12 protein-coding genes are annotated in these 14,220 nt (G+C 63.4%); 3 read left to right on the top strand and 9 right to left on the bottom strand.

Features of this window, described 5'->3' with window-relative positions; translation table 11 throughout:
• Positions 1-18 precede the first annotated feature (18 nt).
• The 4 genes from QMG83_RS03665 to QMG83_RS03650 all read right to left on the bottom strand — a co-directional run bounded on the left by QMG83_RS03665 (position 19) and on the right by QMG83_RS03650 (position 5,495).
• Positions 19-1,857 carry an ABC transporter ATP-binding protein gene (locus tag QMG83_RS03665; protein WP_283503990.1) on the bottom strand — a complete coding sequence of 613 codons (1,839 nt, stop codon included), beginning with the start codon at positions 1,855-1,857 and terminating at the stop codon, positions 19-21.
• A 71-nt stretch (positions 1,858-1,928) separates the two neighbouring features.
• Positions 1,929-2,909 carry a carbohydrate ABC transporter permease gene (locus QMG83_RS03660; protein ID WP_283503989.1) on the bottom strand — a complete coding sequence of 327 codons (981 nt, stop codon included), beginning with the start codon at positions 2,907-2,909 and terminating at the stop codon, positions 1,929-1,931.
• The gene (locus tag QMG83_RS03655) at positions 2,906-4,033 is read right to left on the bottom strand and encodes a carbohydrate ABC transporter permease (RefSeq protein ID WP_283503988.1); all 1,128 of its coding nucleotides are present in this window, start codon (positions 4,031-4,033) and stop codon (positions 2,906-2,908) included. The genes QMG83_RS03660 and QMG83_RS03655 overlap by 4 nt, the downstream gene beginning before the upstream one ends.
• 130 nt (positions 4,034-4,163) lie before the next feature.
• Positions 4,164-5,495, bottom strand: coding sequence for an ABC transporter substrate-binding protein (locus QMG83_RS03650; protein ID WP_283503987.1), 1,332 nt, complete (start codon positions 5,493-5,495; stop codon positions 4,164-4,166).
• Between the two features lie 304 nt (positions 5,496-5,799).
• Between QMG83_RS03650 and QMG83_RS03645 the strand changes: the two genes are divergently transcribed.
• Positions 5,800-6,819: a LacI family DNA-binding transcriptional regulator gene (locus QMG83_RS03645; protein ID WP_283503986.1), complete on the top strand. Its 1,020-nt coding sequence runs from the start codon at positions 5,800-5,802 to the stop codon at positions 6,817-6,819.
• A gap of 522 nt (positions 6,820-7,341) precedes the next feature.
• Here QMG83_RS03645 and rplL read toward each other — a convergent pair.
• From rplL to QMG83_RS03620, 5 genes are all read right to left on the bottom strand, one after another.
• On the bottom strand, positions 7,342-7,725 hold the full coding sequence (gene rplL, locus QMG83_RS03640) for a 50S ribosomal protein L7/L12 (protein ID WP_283503985.1): 384 nt from the start codon (positions 7,723-7,725) through the stop codon (positions 7,342-7,344).
• 65 nt (positions 7,726-7,790) lie between these two features.
• Positions 7,791-8,306, bottom strand: a complete 516-nt coding sequence (rplJ, locus tag QMG83_RS03635) for a 50S ribosomal protein L10 (RefSeq protein WP_283503984.1) — start codon at positions 8,304-8,306, stop codon at positions 7,791-7,793.
• A gap of 272 nt (positions 8,307-8,578) precedes the next feature.
• Positions 8,579-9,424 carry an NAD-dependent epimerase/dehydratase family protein gene (locus QMG83_RS03630; protein ID WP_283503983.1) on the bottom strand — a complete coding sequence of 282 codons (846 nt, stop codon included), beginning with the start codon at positions 9,422-9,424 and terminating at the stop codon, positions 8,579-8,581.
• Positions 9,425-9,699: 275 nt separating this feature from the next.
• Positions 9,700-11,169, bottom strand: coding sequence for a sensor histidine kinase (locus tag QMG83_RS03625; protein ID WP_283503982.1), 1,470 nt, complete (start codon positions 11,167-11,169; stop codon positions 9,700-9,702).
• Complete coding sequence (locus QMG83_RS03620; protein WP_283503981.1) at positions 11,166-11,915, bottom strand: response regulator transcription factor; 750 nt, start codon at positions 11,913-11,915, stop codon at positions 11,166-11,168. The genes QMG83_RS03625 and QMG83_RS03620 overlap by 4 nt, the downstream gene beginning before the upstream one ends.
• A 133-nt stretch (positions 11,916-12,048) precedes the next feature.
• Between QMG83_RS03620 and QMG83_RS03615 the strand changes: the two genes are divergently transcribed.
• Together QMG83_RS03615 and QMG83_RS03610 are read left to right on the top strand one after the other, a co-directional pair.
• The gene (locus QMG83_RS03615) at positions 12,049-13,527 is read left to right on the top strand and encodes an ABC transporter permease (RefSeq protein WP_283503980.1); all 1,479 of its coding nucleotides are present in this window, start codon (positions 12,049-12,051) and stop codon (positions 13,525-13,527) included.
• Between the two features lie 22 nt (positions 13,528-13,549).
• Positions 13,550-14,218, top strand: coding sequence for an ABC transporter ATP-binding protein (locus QMG83_RS03610; protein WP_283503979.1), 669 nt, complete (start codon positions 13,550-13,552; stop codon positions 14,216-14,218).
• Positions 14,219-14,220 lie beyond the last annotated feature (2 nt).

Below are 14,220 nucleotides of genomic sequence, written 5' to 3'. Positions count from 1 at the left end.
CGCAACGAGGAGGAATAGCTATCGCAGCTGTTGCGAATAGAGGGATGAGTACATCCCACCTGATGACAGCAGTTCCTCGTGCGTGCCTCGTTCCACGACCTTGCCTGCCACCACCACGAAAATGACGTCAGCGGATATGACCGTCGACAGCCGATGCGCGACAGCGATCGTGGTGCGGCCACGGGAAGCCGCGTCGAGGGCATCCTGCACCACCCGCTCCGAGATCGAGTCGAGCGCGCTCGTCGCCTCGTCGAGGATGAGCACGGCCGGATCTTTCAGCAGCACCCGCGCGATGGCGATGCGCTGCTTTTCTCCTCCGGAGAGTCGATAGCCGCGCTCCCCCACGACCGTGTCGTACCCGTCAGCGAACGACACGATCGTGTCGTGGATGTTGGCGCCCCTCGCCGCGCTCTCCAGCTCCTCCTGCGTGGCATCCGGCTTCGCGTACCGCAGGTTCTCGCCGATGGTGGCGTGGAAAAGGTAGGTCTCCTGGCTGACGATCCCGATGTTCCGCACGAGGGAATCGGACTCGAGATCACGAACATCGTCGCCCGCGAACAGCACCCGACCACTCGTCACATCGTGCAGGCGCGGAATCAGATACGAGACCGTCGTTTTGCCCGCCCCCGACGGGCCAACGAAGGCGACGAACTGCCCAGGCTCGATGACCAGCGAGACGCCCTTGAGGGTGGCCGGCGAGTCGTCGTTCGCATCCGGATAGCGAAACACGACGTCGTCGAACTCGATCCTGCCCAACTCGGTGTCTCTGACCGCGTGCGCGTCGGGCTTGTTGGTGATGGCCGGAATGAGGTCGAGGTATTCGAAGATCCTCGCGAACAACGCAGACGACGTCTGCAGATCGAGGGCAACACGCAGCAAGCCCAGCAGCGGGAACATCAGGCGAGCCTGCACCGTCGTGAAGGCGACGATCGTGCCCGCCGTGACATCCACTCCCCCGGTGATCAGGTACGCGGCAACGATGTAGATCACGGCAGGAATGATCGAGAGGAAGATGTTGACCATGGCGAAGAACCACTGGCCGCTCATCTGCTGGCTCACCTGCAGCCTGATCTGGTTGCGGTTCTCGGCCTCGTAGCGCCCGATTTCGGCCTTCTGCTGGTTGAAGCTTTTCGCGAGCAGGATGCCGCTGACGCTCAGCGTCTCCTGCGTGATCGCGGTCATGTCGCTGAGCGACTCCTGCGTCTTCGTCGCTATTCGCGCGCGCACCTGGCCGACCCGGCGCTGGGCGATGACCAGGATCGGGAGCAGGATGACCGCTACCACCGTGAGTTGCCAGCTCAGCACCAGCATGCTCACAAAGGCCGCCATCACGGTGACGGTGTTGCCGATGACGCTCGAGATGGTGTTGCTCAGCACCCCGGCGACCCCGCCGACGTCGTTCTGCAGCCTCGACTGGATCACGCCAGTCTTGGTGCGGGTGAAGAACGCGAGTTCCATCGCCTGCAGGTGGCCGAAGAGACGGATGCGCAGTGCCCCCATCACCTTGTTGCCGACGGTTGCCGTCAACCAGGTTTGCCACACCCCGAGGGCCGCTGATGCGATCCAGAGCGCGACCATGATGGACACGAGTTCAATCAGTACGGGCACGTCCGGGCTGCCGCTGGACGGAAAGAGCCCGAGGTCGAACGCCTGCTTGGTGAGCAGAGGCGGCACCACACTGAGTGCGGCGCTGACAAGCACCAGCACGATGGTGACCGTGAGTGCCCGGCGATGTGGCGCGAACAGTCCGGAAATTCGCTTGAGCAGGTGGGGAATCCTGGGCGCCGTCGCATTGGCCGCCCTCTGCGCGGTCGCATCACCACCCCGCATGCGGCCACCGCCGTGCATTCCGCTCATTGCTCCACTGTATGACGGTTAAAGTGCTGAGCCCGCCGGTTTCCCGGCGGGCTGCACTAGCTATCGAGCACTTAGCCCTTGGTCGAACCGGCGAGCAGTCCTCGAACGAAGAATCTCTGCAGCGCGAAGAACACGATCAGCGGAACAATCATGGCGACGAATGCGCCAGACGCGAGCAGGTACCAGTCCTGACCGCGGTTTCCGGTGATCTCGCGAAGCACCTTGGTGATCGGCCCGACTGCTCCGTCCGCAAAGACCAGCGCCACCAGCAGGTCGTTCCACACCCAGAGGAACTGGAAGATGGCGAACGAGGCAATCGCCGGCATCGACAGCGGCAGGATGATTCGGAAGAATGTCTGGCCGTGGCCAGCGCCATCCACCCTCGCTGCTTCCACGAGCTCGGCCGGGATCTCCGAGATGAAGTTGTGCAGCAGGAAGATCGCCAGCGGCAGCGCGAAGATGGTGTGCGCGATCCAGATCTGGCCGTAGGAGTTTCCTCCGGCGCCCAATCCGTCGAAAAGCGCGACGTCACCGATTTTGAAACCTCGCGCGAACAGGCTCAACAGCGGTACGAGGGCCATCTGGATGGGCACGACCTGCAGGGCGAAAACACCGATGAAGACGATGTTGCGGCCCTTGAACGGAATCCACGCAAAGGCGTACGCCGCGAGAGCCGCGAGCACGAGGGGAAACAGCGACGCAGGAATCGTGATGGCAATCGAGTTAATGAACGACTGCCCGAGCGTGACGGTGGTTGCCTCACCGCCGATCACCTGCTCGTAGTTGTTGGTCGTAAATCCCCAGTTGCTGAAGACCGTCCACCACCCTGAGGTGTTGATCAGCTCGGCGGGCCGGAACGAGGTGATGAGCAGGCCCAGCGTCGGCGTCGTCCAGAGGATCGCGATGATGACGGCAGCAATTGTCGCGCCCTTGCTCGTCAGCTTTTCCTTGGACTTGCGCAGGGTGGGACGCTCTGCGGCCTTCTCACCCTTGCGAAGCTGGCGTTCCGTCTTGGCGTCAACCGGAACATCGATCGGAGCGACCGCGCTCATCGGATCTCCTTCTGCAGGCGCATCTGCCTGACGTTGTAAATGATGATCGGGAGAACCAGCAGGAAGAGGATCACGGCGAAGGCCGACGACCTGCCCTCCTCAAGCTTCTGTGCGTAGACCGCGTTGGCAAGCACGTTCGTTCCGTTCGCGCCACCCGTCATGGTCTGCACGATGTCGAAGACCTTGAGGGACGCGATCGAAATCGTGGTCAGCACCACGATGATGGAGCTCCGGATGCCGGGAACCGTCACGTTGATGAACCGCTCCCAGGCGTTGGTGCCGTCGAGCTGGGCTGCCTCGATTTGTTCGGTCGGCACACCCTTGATGGCGGCAGAGAGGATGACCATGGCGAAACCGGTCTGCACCCAGATCAGGATGATCATGAGGAACAGGTTGTTCCACGGCGCCTCCGCGATGAAGTCGATCGGTTGTCCGCCCAGGGCGACGATGATCCCGTTCAGGATGCCGATCTGTGGTTGGCCCGCGCCGTTGGCGTCGTAGACGAACTTCCAAATAATGCTCGCGCCGACGAACGAGATCGCCATCGGCATGAACACCAGTGCCTTCAGCACCTTCTCGCCGCGCGCCTTGTCGGCGAACACCGCGTAGCCGAGGCCGACGATGGTGGAGAAGGCGGGAACGACGAGCACCCAGATGATCGTGTTGAGGATGGTGACGCGGTTGCCCTCCTGCCCGAACACGAAGATGAAATTCTCAAAGCCGACAAATCGGTTGCCGCGAGCGTTCATGAACGACTTGAAGAAGGTCGCGATGGTCGGGTAGACCAGGCCGATCGCCAGCAGGAACATGGCGGGGCTGAGGAACCCAATGAGCTGGAAAAGGTAGCCGGAGCCGGCTTTCGCCCGGTAGTCCAGGAGGAAGAACGCGGCGCCGAGCAATGCCGCGAGGATCGCGGCCCACCAGACCGATCCGAGGATGAGGAACAGTGCGGTCGGAGCGACCACGCACACCACGAGGCGGATTACCGTGTATTTGGTTCCGGACCTGGGGGCGATCTCGATAAAGAAGAGCACCGCCGCGATGACGAACAGAAATGCGAGGATGACGAGCGGTATCTGCGCGAATGGCGATAGATCGGCGAGCCATTTCAAAAACGCTGACATGAACGTCCTTTCGAGTGCGGCAATGAACTCGGTCGTTGTGCTTCGAGACTAGGGGATGACGAGGGCCGACGGAACATACTCCGTCGGCCCTCACCGGCCCTGGGGCCGGGTCGTGCGTGAGGTGCTGGGCCTATTCAGATGGCCAGGAAGCCTCGATCGTGCTCAGAACCTCTTCAGTCGACTTGCCGTTGACCCAGTCGACCATGCCGGTCCAGAACGAACCTGCACCGACGACACCGGGCATGAGGTCCGATCCATCGAAACGGAAGGTCGTCTTCGGGTCCTGCAGGATCTTGATCGCAGACTGGAGGATCGGGCTGGATGCGCTTGCCGGGTCGAGACCCTTGTTAGCGCTGATCACACCGCCGAGGGCAACGCGGCTGTTCGCCCACTCGGGGCTCGACAGGTATTCCTGAACCTTGACGGTGTCTGCGTCGTTCGAGAACGCTCCGACGAGCTCGCCACCACCGGTGACTGCCGGTGCTCCTGCTTCGGTGCCGGGGGTGATGAAGGCCCAGATGTCAGCATCCGGTCCGACCGTGGCATTGCCGTTGGCGGGGTCCTGGATGAATCCGTCGTAGAACGATGCCTGGTGGTGGAGTGCGCACGAGCCGTCGCCGAGGGCACGAGCCGGGTCGCCGAAGGGTGTGGTGTTGATCGACTTCACGTCACCGAATCCGGCGTTCACGTAGTCCGGGTTCAGCAGGATCTCGCCGACCGAGTCGAACGCCGAGGCGATCGCGGGATCGTTGAACGGGATCTCGTGAGCAACCCACTGGTCGTAGACATCCGGGCCGGCTTCACGCAGCACGAGGTCTTCGACCCAGTCGGTTCCGGGCCAGCCGGTTGCGGCGTCAGAGCCGAATCCGACACACCACGGTGCGGAGCCGATCTTGCCCTGGATCGTCTTGGTCAGGTCGAGAAGCTCCTGGTACGTGGTGGGAACTTCGACTCCCCACTCGGCGAACTTTGCCGGCGAGTACCAAACGAATCCCTTGACGCTGGCCATGAGCGGTGCGCCGTAGAGGGTGTCATTAGAGGTGGCGTAACCAGCCCAGTCGGCACCCCAGTACTCGTCGACGTTCGCCTTGACGCTGTCGGGAGTTGGCTGGATGTAGTCGCGCGACGACAGGTCGGCGAGCAGGCCAGGCTGCGGGAAGATCGCGAGGTCCGGCGCGGTGCCACCCTGAGCGCGTACGGTGATCTGGTCTTCGAACTGCTTCGATCCTTCGTACTGGATGTCGATGCCGTTTTCTTCTTCCCAGGCGGCCCAGGACTCGTTGAGCAGATCTGCCTCGGTGTCCTGAATGGTGCCGTAGATGGTGACGACGCCATCGGCTTCGCCGGCGTCTCCCGGTCCCGCGTTGGAGCCCGTGTCACTTGAACAGCCCGCGAGTGCGAGACCTGCTACGGCGAGTACGGCAAAGGGTGCTGTGAATCTACGCTGCACGATGAAACTCATACTTCCTCCTCATTGAGGGTGGATCGCGGGTGCCACTAGGGACTCACGCGTGGGGGGATGTGTTGCAAGGGAAGAACCACTACCAATTCGGGAACCGGTTCCACAGGCCAAACTAGGTCAAGATCGTGTCCATTGCAAGCGCTTGACATGAAGTTCCGCCTAACAATTCGGCCACATCCCCACAAAATATGGGAGCGCTCTCACAACGATTGCATCACGCTCGCCCTCAGCGCATGGAACCGGTTCCACATTTCCCAGCCCGCGGTTAGGCTGTGGCAGTCCTATCAGCGTCGAAGGGAGCATCATGAGCGCGCTCAGCGATGTCGCCCGCCTCGCGGAGGTTTCCAAGGCCACCGCATCCCGCGCACTCAGCGGAAACGGCTATGTTTCCGAAGAAACCCGCAACCGCGTCGTGTCTGCGGCAGCGACCATGGGGTACGTCGTCTCGTCGAACGCGTCCAGCCTCGTAACTGGATCCACCAAAAATATCGGGGTGGTCATCCCCCACATCAATCGCTGGTACTTCGGCGAAGTTCTCGAGGGCATCGAGACGTCCCTCATCGCCGAAGGATACGACCTCACGCTGTATCGATTGAGCGCCGACGCCACAGAGCGCCGCCGCGTGGCCGAATACTTCCTCGTACGAAAACGTGTGGATGCTGTCATCGCGGTGGGAATAGAACTCACCGCCCACGAAATTGGGCTTCTGCACTCGCTGGCCAAGCCAATCATCGGCATTGGAGGCCAGGTCGATGGAATTGCCACCCTGAGCATTGACGATGTAGCCGCCGCCGCACTGGTCACGGATCATCTCATCAGCCTCGGCCATGCCCGAATCATGCATATCGGTGGATTCCTGGAGGACGAAATGGACTTCCGCGTGCACTCCCAGCGGCTGGCCGGCTACAGGCAGGCGATGAACCTCGCCGGACTGCCCTGCGGCGACGAATTATTCCGTGAAGCCGAGGTCTCGATGCCGGGTGGATACGCCGCGGGCCTGGCCATACTGGCCGACCCCCGCACGCGTCCCAGCGCCATTGTGGCGGGGTCTGACGAGGTCGCCATCGGCATCATCGTTGCCGCCCGCCAGCTGGGCATTCAGATCCCTGCGCAACTGTCCGTCGTCGGAATCGACGGACACGACCTCGCGCCGATGTTCGGGCTCACCACTCTCGCCCAGAATCCGAAAATGCAGGGAACGATGGCGGTGAACCTCGCGATGGATGAGTTGGTCGAGCGCCCGGACCGCTCGCCCCCGACCTGGCACGCGTACCCCATGAGCCTCGAAGTGCGAGGGAGCACCACTGCGCCGTCGGCAGGGTGACCATTCGACTTTCTCACCTGGCGCCGCACAAATTGAAAGCCCGGCCCACGAACAGTGACGAACGCAGACCGGACTTCCTGGGGTCACACTTCCCGCGTCCCCGAACGGCGCGTGGAAAGGGTGAGCCCCGCGGGCACAAGCCCGCGCTGGAGGAACCCGAGCCCGCCCAGCGCGAGCAGGTTTGCGCCCGAACTCAGGGGTGCAGCAATCGGAACGGCACGAGTATGCATCGGGGGTGCACTTTCAGGTACGAACTTCGTAGGAGCACTTGCATTGCCGGGTGTCGGTGCTAGCCAGAGGGTAAGACTGTCTAGACCCGATTAGCGCAACTCGGTCGGGATGCGAGTGCTTTTCGGATGGGCGTCCCACATTCGGGGGGTGGGGACAAACCTAATTATGGAGCCGCATTCGGCCGGGCGCAACTGCCGCCGGGACATCCATTAGCCTTCGCCTTAACCCGCCCCTTAACGCGACGAAGGCGCCGCCCCCCGGAGGGAGCGACGCCTTCGCGTGAAACCGAAGTTACTTGAGGGTAACCGTGGCGCCAGCCTCTTCGAGCTGAGCCTTTGCCTTCTCGGCGGTCTCCTTGTTGACACCCTCGAGCACTGGGCCCGGAGCGCCATCAACGACTGCCTTCGCTTCACCGAGGCCGAGGCTGGTGAGAGCGCGCACCTCCTTGATGACCTGGATCTTCTTCTCGCCAGCAGCCTCAAGGATGACGTCGAAGGAATCCTTCTCCTCAACCTCTTCTGCTGCTGCAGCGGCGCCACCGGCGGCCGCAACGGCGACGGGTGCTGCTGCGGTGACCTCGAAGGTCTCCTCGAACAACTTGACGAACTCGCTGAGCTCAATGAGCGTGAGCTCCTTGAATGCTTCGATCAGCTGTTCGCTTGTCAGCTTTGCCATGATGTATCTCCTTGTAGATGTCTAATTACTGATAACGCGCGCTGTGCTTGTCGGAGTGCTTCGCACTACGCAGCAGAGTCCTGCTTCTCGCGCAACGCCTCGACCGTGCGAACGGCCTTTGCAAGCGGTGCGTTGAACAGATATGCGGCGCCGAACAGCGAGGCCTTGGCGGCTCCGGCAAACTTCGCGAGGAGCACCTCCCTGGTCTCAAGATCGGCGAGCTTGGTGACCTCTGCAGCGCTCAGGGGGTTACCGTCGAAGTAACCGCCCTTCACAACCAGCAGAGGGTTTGCCTTGGCAAAGTCACGCAGAGTCTTCGCGACGGTGACCGGGTCACCGTGTACGAAGGCGATAGCGGAAGGCCCGACAAGCTCCTCGTCGAAAGACGAGATTCCTGCCGCGTTAGCCGCGATCTTTGTCAGCGTGTTCTTCACCACGGCGTATGTTGCGTGCTCACTCATTGACTTGCGCAGCGTTTTGAGCTGGGCAACAGTGAGTCCGCGATACTCGGTGAGCAGGACAGCGGTCGAGGTACGGAACTTCTCCGTCAACTCGGCGACTGATGCTTCCTTGTTCGCCATGGTGCTCCCTAAATTGTGGATTGGACTGCCGCCGAACAGTGCACACCGGGAACAAAAAAGCTCCGGCCTGCTGCAGGTTCACTCTGGAGTGAAAACTCTTGAGTGAGCGCAGGGCACGGAGCTGAGAAACGGGCTGACCCGAAAAACTTCTTCACACACCTGCGCTGGCTGTCGCTTTCGCGGCACTTCGGTCTTCCCGTGCTTGCGCACACGAAAACCACCTGCGGTCTTTGGCTTCGGTAAGACTAGGCGAAACTGCCGCACGGCGCAAACTAGACGTGATCGCGCCAGCTGTGCCTCGGCACGAAGCCGAGGATTCGGCGGGCTTTCTCGCTGGGGGCGAGCGAATTCGTACCCTCGACCTCAGAGCGGAACTCCACGTCAGGGAACACCTCGGCCATGAGCTCGGCGCTGGGCCGGGACATCACGGTGTCTGCGGCAAAGATGTTGAAGACGTCGAAACCCGGGCGGGCGGCATCCAGCGACAGCCTGATGGCCTCAGCACCATCGCGGGCGTCGATGTAGCCCCACAGGTTCCACGACCTGAGCGTGGCATCCGCGTCGTAGCCGGGGAATGCCGCGTAGTCGTCGACATTCATCACGTTCGAGAAGCGCAGGGCCGTGATGCTCAGCTCGGGGTCCCAGCGCACGAGTTTTTGCGCGAGTTCCTCCTCGAGGTGCTTGACGACGGCGTAGGTCGACTCGGGCCGGCTCGCGTACTCCTCGTCGAGCGGCACGTACGGCGGTGGCGTCTCGAACGGGATGCCCAGCAGCGTCTCACTCGAGGCGTAAACGATGGTGCGGATGCCGACCCGTCGAGCCGCCTGGAACACGTTGAACGTCGAGTTCATGTTGTTGTGGAACGTCGCGCTGTCAGAGCGCAGACCACCCGCCGGAATCGCGGCGAGGTGCACGACGGCATCGATACCGTCGTGGCGATTGTCGATGCTGCTGAACGCGTCGACAGTTTGGCCGTAGTCGGTGAAATCCACGACGGTAAACGCCTGGCGGTCGGAGCCGACTACGTCGAGCACGGTCACTTCATGGCCGGCATCCCGCAGCGCCTGCACTGTGACGCGGCCGAGCTTTCCGTTTCCGCCCGTGACGGCGACCCTCATGCTGCACACCGCGCTGTGTAAGAAATAGTCATCCTTCCAGTGTGCCACCGCGCGGCGCTCGCTCACTCCACGCGCTCCGACCGGCGCCGCCCCGCCCCGCCACCTTCCGAAATGACGGAGATGGCGGCCCAAACAGCCCCGATTTGGCGCAAAACGCGGTAAATACGCGCGAACCTCCGTCATTTCGGAAGGGGGCGGGCGGAAGGGGCGGGCGGGTGCGGCGCGGATGTGGGAAAGATGGTGGGAGAGCGGCGGGGAGGGGATTGCGGCGGACGTCAGTCGACGAGACCGGGCAGGATGACGCGGAACACCGTGTTGCCGGGTTCGCTCGTCACCTCAGCGCGACCACCGTGCGCCTCGACCACTGCGCTGACAATTGCGAGGCCGAGGCCTGTGCTGCCCTTGGCCCTGGAGCGCGAACCGTCGCCGCGCACGAACCTCTCGAAGATGTTGGGCTGCAGTGAGCTGTCAATTCCGGGGCCCGTATCGCGCACCTCGATTACGGCGTTGTCGCCGTCGGACGTGAGACTCGCGGTCACGCTCGTCCCGGCCGGGGTGTGCGTGCGCGCGTTGGTGAGCAGGTTAGCGATCACCTGGTGCAGCCGGCCGGGGTCACCGGTGATCAGTACGACCTCATCCGGAACATCCACCGACCAGGTGTGGTCACCCCCAGCTGCCCGCGCGTCACTGACGGCGTCGACGAGCAACCTCCCGAGGTCGACTTCGGCGGTCTCCAGCTTGTTTCCCTCGTCGATCCTCGCCAGTAACAACAGGTCTTCGACCAGCGAGGTCATGCGCACCGACTCCGACTCGATGCGGCCCATGGCATGCACGACATCGTCGGGAAGCACGTGATTGCCTCGCCGCGTCAGCTCCGAGTATCCCCTGATGGAGGCAAGCGGAGTGCGCAGCTCGTGGCTGGCATCGGCGACGAACGTGCGCACCTTGTTTTCACTCGCCTGGCGCGATTCGAGAGCGGATGCCACGTGCTCAAGCATGTGGTTCAGGGCCGAGCCCACGGCACCAACTTCGGTCGCGGGGTCGGCGTCAGCGCTCGGCACCCGTACCGCGAGCGCCACGTCGCCGCGGTCGAGCGGAAGCTCCGCGACCCGCGTGGCCGTCGCGGCGACCCGCTGCAGCGGACGCAGCGCCGCTCGAACGATCAGCGCGCCAGCAACGACGGCGGCGATCACGCCGAGCAGGCCTATTCCGGCGATGAGCAGCGAAAGTCGCACGAGGGTGTCCTGCACGCTTTGCAGGGGTAGTCCGATGACGAGCGAATCGCCGGCCGGTCCGCTCGATTGCGCCGCGACCCGGTATTGGCCCAGGCCCTCGCCGAGGTCGACCGTCACCGGTGTGCTGTCCGTGGGGAGGGACAGCAGCGCGTCGAGCGTCGTCGAATCAAGCGTCACCGGTTGGCCGTAGGCATCGAGCACCGCGGCGTTGAATACAGCGCCCGAGTTGATGATGGCCCCGAGGGTGCCTTCGGGCTGGCCCGAAAGCGCAAGGAATTTCTCGGCCCGAGGCTTCTCCCCCGAGCCGCCGACACCGCCATCCGGCGGCCTGAATGCGCCCTGCGAACGGCTCGTCGCGGCATCCAGCTGCGCGTCAACTCGATTCACGAGAAACCCCTGAAGCGAGAACACGCTCACCACCCCGATCATCAGCGTCAGGGTCGCAAGCAGCACGGCGATGCCGAGGACCAGCCTGCGACGCAGCGTCAGCCGGGAGCGGCGGCCGCTCACTGGTGCGGCTTCAGAACGTAGCCGAAGCCACGGACTGTGTGAATCATCGCGGGCCCGAGCGAGTCGATCTTCTTGCGCAGGTAGGAGATGTAGATCTCGACAACGCTGGAGCGGCCGCCGAAGTCGTAGCTCCAGACCCTGTCGAGAATCTGCGACTTGCTCAGAACCCGTCGCGGGTTGCGCATGAGGAACCGCAGCAGCTCGAACTCGGTCGCGGTGAGCTCGACGAGCGTGTCTCCCCGGCGAACCTCGTAGCTCTCCTCGTCGAGTATCAGGTCGCCTACCTCAATGATCGACTGCTCCTCAGCGGACGCCGTCACGCTCGAACGCCGGATGAGCCCACGCAGCCTGGCCACCAGTTCTTCAAGGCTGAACGGCTTGGTCACGTAATCGTCGCCCCCGACGGTCAGCCCCGCGACGCGGTCATCCACCGAATCCTTCGCCGTGAGGAACAGGATCGGTGTCTGGATGCCGTCAGCCCGGAGTCTCGACAGGACCGTGAGTCCGTCGATGTCCGGGAGCATGATGTCGAGAACGATGACGTCAGGGCGGAACTCGCGGACCATGGAGATGGCCTTCTGTCCATCTGCTGCAATTCGGACATCCCAACCCTCGTAGCGGAGCGCCATCGACAGGAGGTCGGTGAGCGACTCCTCATCGTCGACAACGACGGCGCGGATGGGGCTGCCGTCTGCACGGGTAAGTTTCGGCTGGGTCACCGACGAGGTGTGGCGGGAATCTGACATAACTCCAGTATCGCCATCAACCTATGAGTCACCTATGAGCCTCCAGTGCATAGGTAAAGCACAGGTTGGCCTTGGCCTCCTCATAGAAGTGGCGAATAGCTTCGCCGTAACATCCACTTCTCAAGGAGCGTCAGTGTTCGGTACCTATCTCATGCGGGAACTCACCAACCGCAAGAAACATACAGCGATCATCGCGATCGGCATGGCCCTCGCGATCGCCCTCGTCATCATCGTGAATGGCGTTGCTGCCGGAGTGCGCGATGCGCAGTCCAGCGTGCTCGCCTCCGTGTACGGGGTGGGCACCGACATCACCGTGAGCCAGACTCCCGTGGCTCCGACCGGAGACGGAGCGGGCCAACGACCGTCGTTCGACTTCGGCGCAGCCGACGGGCAGACCACGGATGGCTCGACGTCGCTGAGCCAGTCCCGGCTGGCCGTCGATCGCGACACCACCACCTTCGACTCCACGACGCTTGAGACTGTGCTCGCCGTCGACAACGTCTCAGCCGGAACAGCGACACTGTCACTGAGCAACACGAGCTTCAACGGGCAGATCCCCGACATCACACAGACCCAGGAGGGCACTGCTGCTGCCGGCCCCACCGACGGCGGCGCCCCTCGTGGCGGCGGTCCAGACGGCGGCGGTGGCAGCTCGTTCGATGTCGACTCCTTCACGGTGGAGGGCATCGATGTCGCCGGCGTTGCGGTTGGTCCCCTCACCTCGGCAACTCTGACCGATGGCCGCACCTTCGAGTCCACGGATTCCGCCGCGAGCGTGGTCGTCGTCGACTCCGCCTACGCCACCACCGCAGGCGTTGCCGTGGGAGACACCCTGGCGATCGGCGGCACCGACTTCGAGGTCATCGGCCTCGTGACATCCGGAACGTCCGATGCCGCGACCGCGTCGAACACCTACATCCCGCTGGGAGTTGCGCAGGCGGTTTCGGGACTCGACGGCCAGGTGAGCTCGATCTACGTCCAGGCGTCGTCATCCGAGGCGATCACCCAGGTGCAGTCTGACATCGAGACTGCGCTTCCGGATGCCACGGTGCAGACCCAGGCCGACCTCGCGTCGAGCGTGTCAGGGTCGCTGTCCACGGCCTCCACCCTCGTGGCCGGACTCGGCACCTGGCTGTCGATCCTGGTGCTGGCCGCCGCCTTCCTGATCGCCGTCCTGTTCACAATCTCGGGCGTGACCAGGCGCACGCGTGAGTTCGGAACACTCAAAGCCATCGGCTGGAGCAACCGACGGATCGTCGGCCAGGTCGCCGGCGAGAGCGTCGTGCAGGGTGCCATCGGAGGCGCGGTGGGTGTTGCGGTCGGACTCATCGGGCTGCTCGCCGTCAACCTCGCCGCGCCCACACTGAGTGCGGGAACCACCGCCGATGCGGCCAGCGCGGCAGGTTTCGGTGGACGCGGCGGCGGAGGCGGTCCAGCAGCAGCCACCCAGGTCGCGGCGACAACAGACATCGTGCTTCAGGCCCCCGTGACCGTGCCCATCATCCTCATCGCCGTGGGGCTCGCCCTTCTCGGCGGCATCATCGCCGGAGTGTTCGGGGGCTGGCGTGCCGCCAGACTCCGGCCAGCCGAAGCCCTGCGCAGCATCTCGTAGCCACCCGATCAGGAGTCAGAACATGTACGAACTGAAGAACGTCACCAAGAGTTACGCAACGTCCAGACGCACTGTGAAGGCGCTGGATGACGTGACCCTCACCATTCCGCGCGGCCAGATGGTTGCCATTCAGGGGCCAACCGGCGGCGGAAAATCCACGCTGTTGCAGATGCTGGGCGCACTCGAACGGCCATCGACGGGGTCGGTGTCGCTCGGCGACAATGATCTTTCGACCATGCCGGATTCGCGGCTGGGCGGCATCAGGGCAAAGGAGATCGGGTTCGTTTTCCAGGGATTCAACCTGATCCCCACCCTGACCGCGCAAGAAAACGTCGAGACGGCACTTGAGCCTCTTGGACTGACCTCCGCCGAGCGCAGGTCGAGGGCAGCGACGGCGCTCGCGTCGGTTGGTCTAGCCGATCGCGGCGCGCATCGGCCCTCCGAGCTGTCGGGCGGGCAACAGCAGAGGGTCGCCATCGCGCGGGCTCTCGTCAAAGAGCCGGAGGTGCTGTTGGCCGACGAGCCGACCGGAAGCCTCGACGAAGCCACCCGTGACGACATCATGGATCTCCTCGAGACCTCGTGGCGCGACCGGGGCCTGACCCTGATCATCGTCACGCACGACTCGGCCGTGGCCAAACGGGCCCAGCGCCGCCTCCACATCAAGCAGGGCAAGGTGACCGAGAAGTAGCG

Origin of the sequence: Salinibacterium sp. G-O1, assembly GCF_030063305.1 — a bacterium.
In the GTDB taxonomy this organism is placed as follows: Bacteria; Actinomycetota; Actinomycetes; order Actinomycetales; family Microbacteriaceae; genus Rhodoglobus.
Note: the sequence above shows the minus strand (reverse complement) of the source record. Positions and strands in the feature narration are given on the sequence as shown.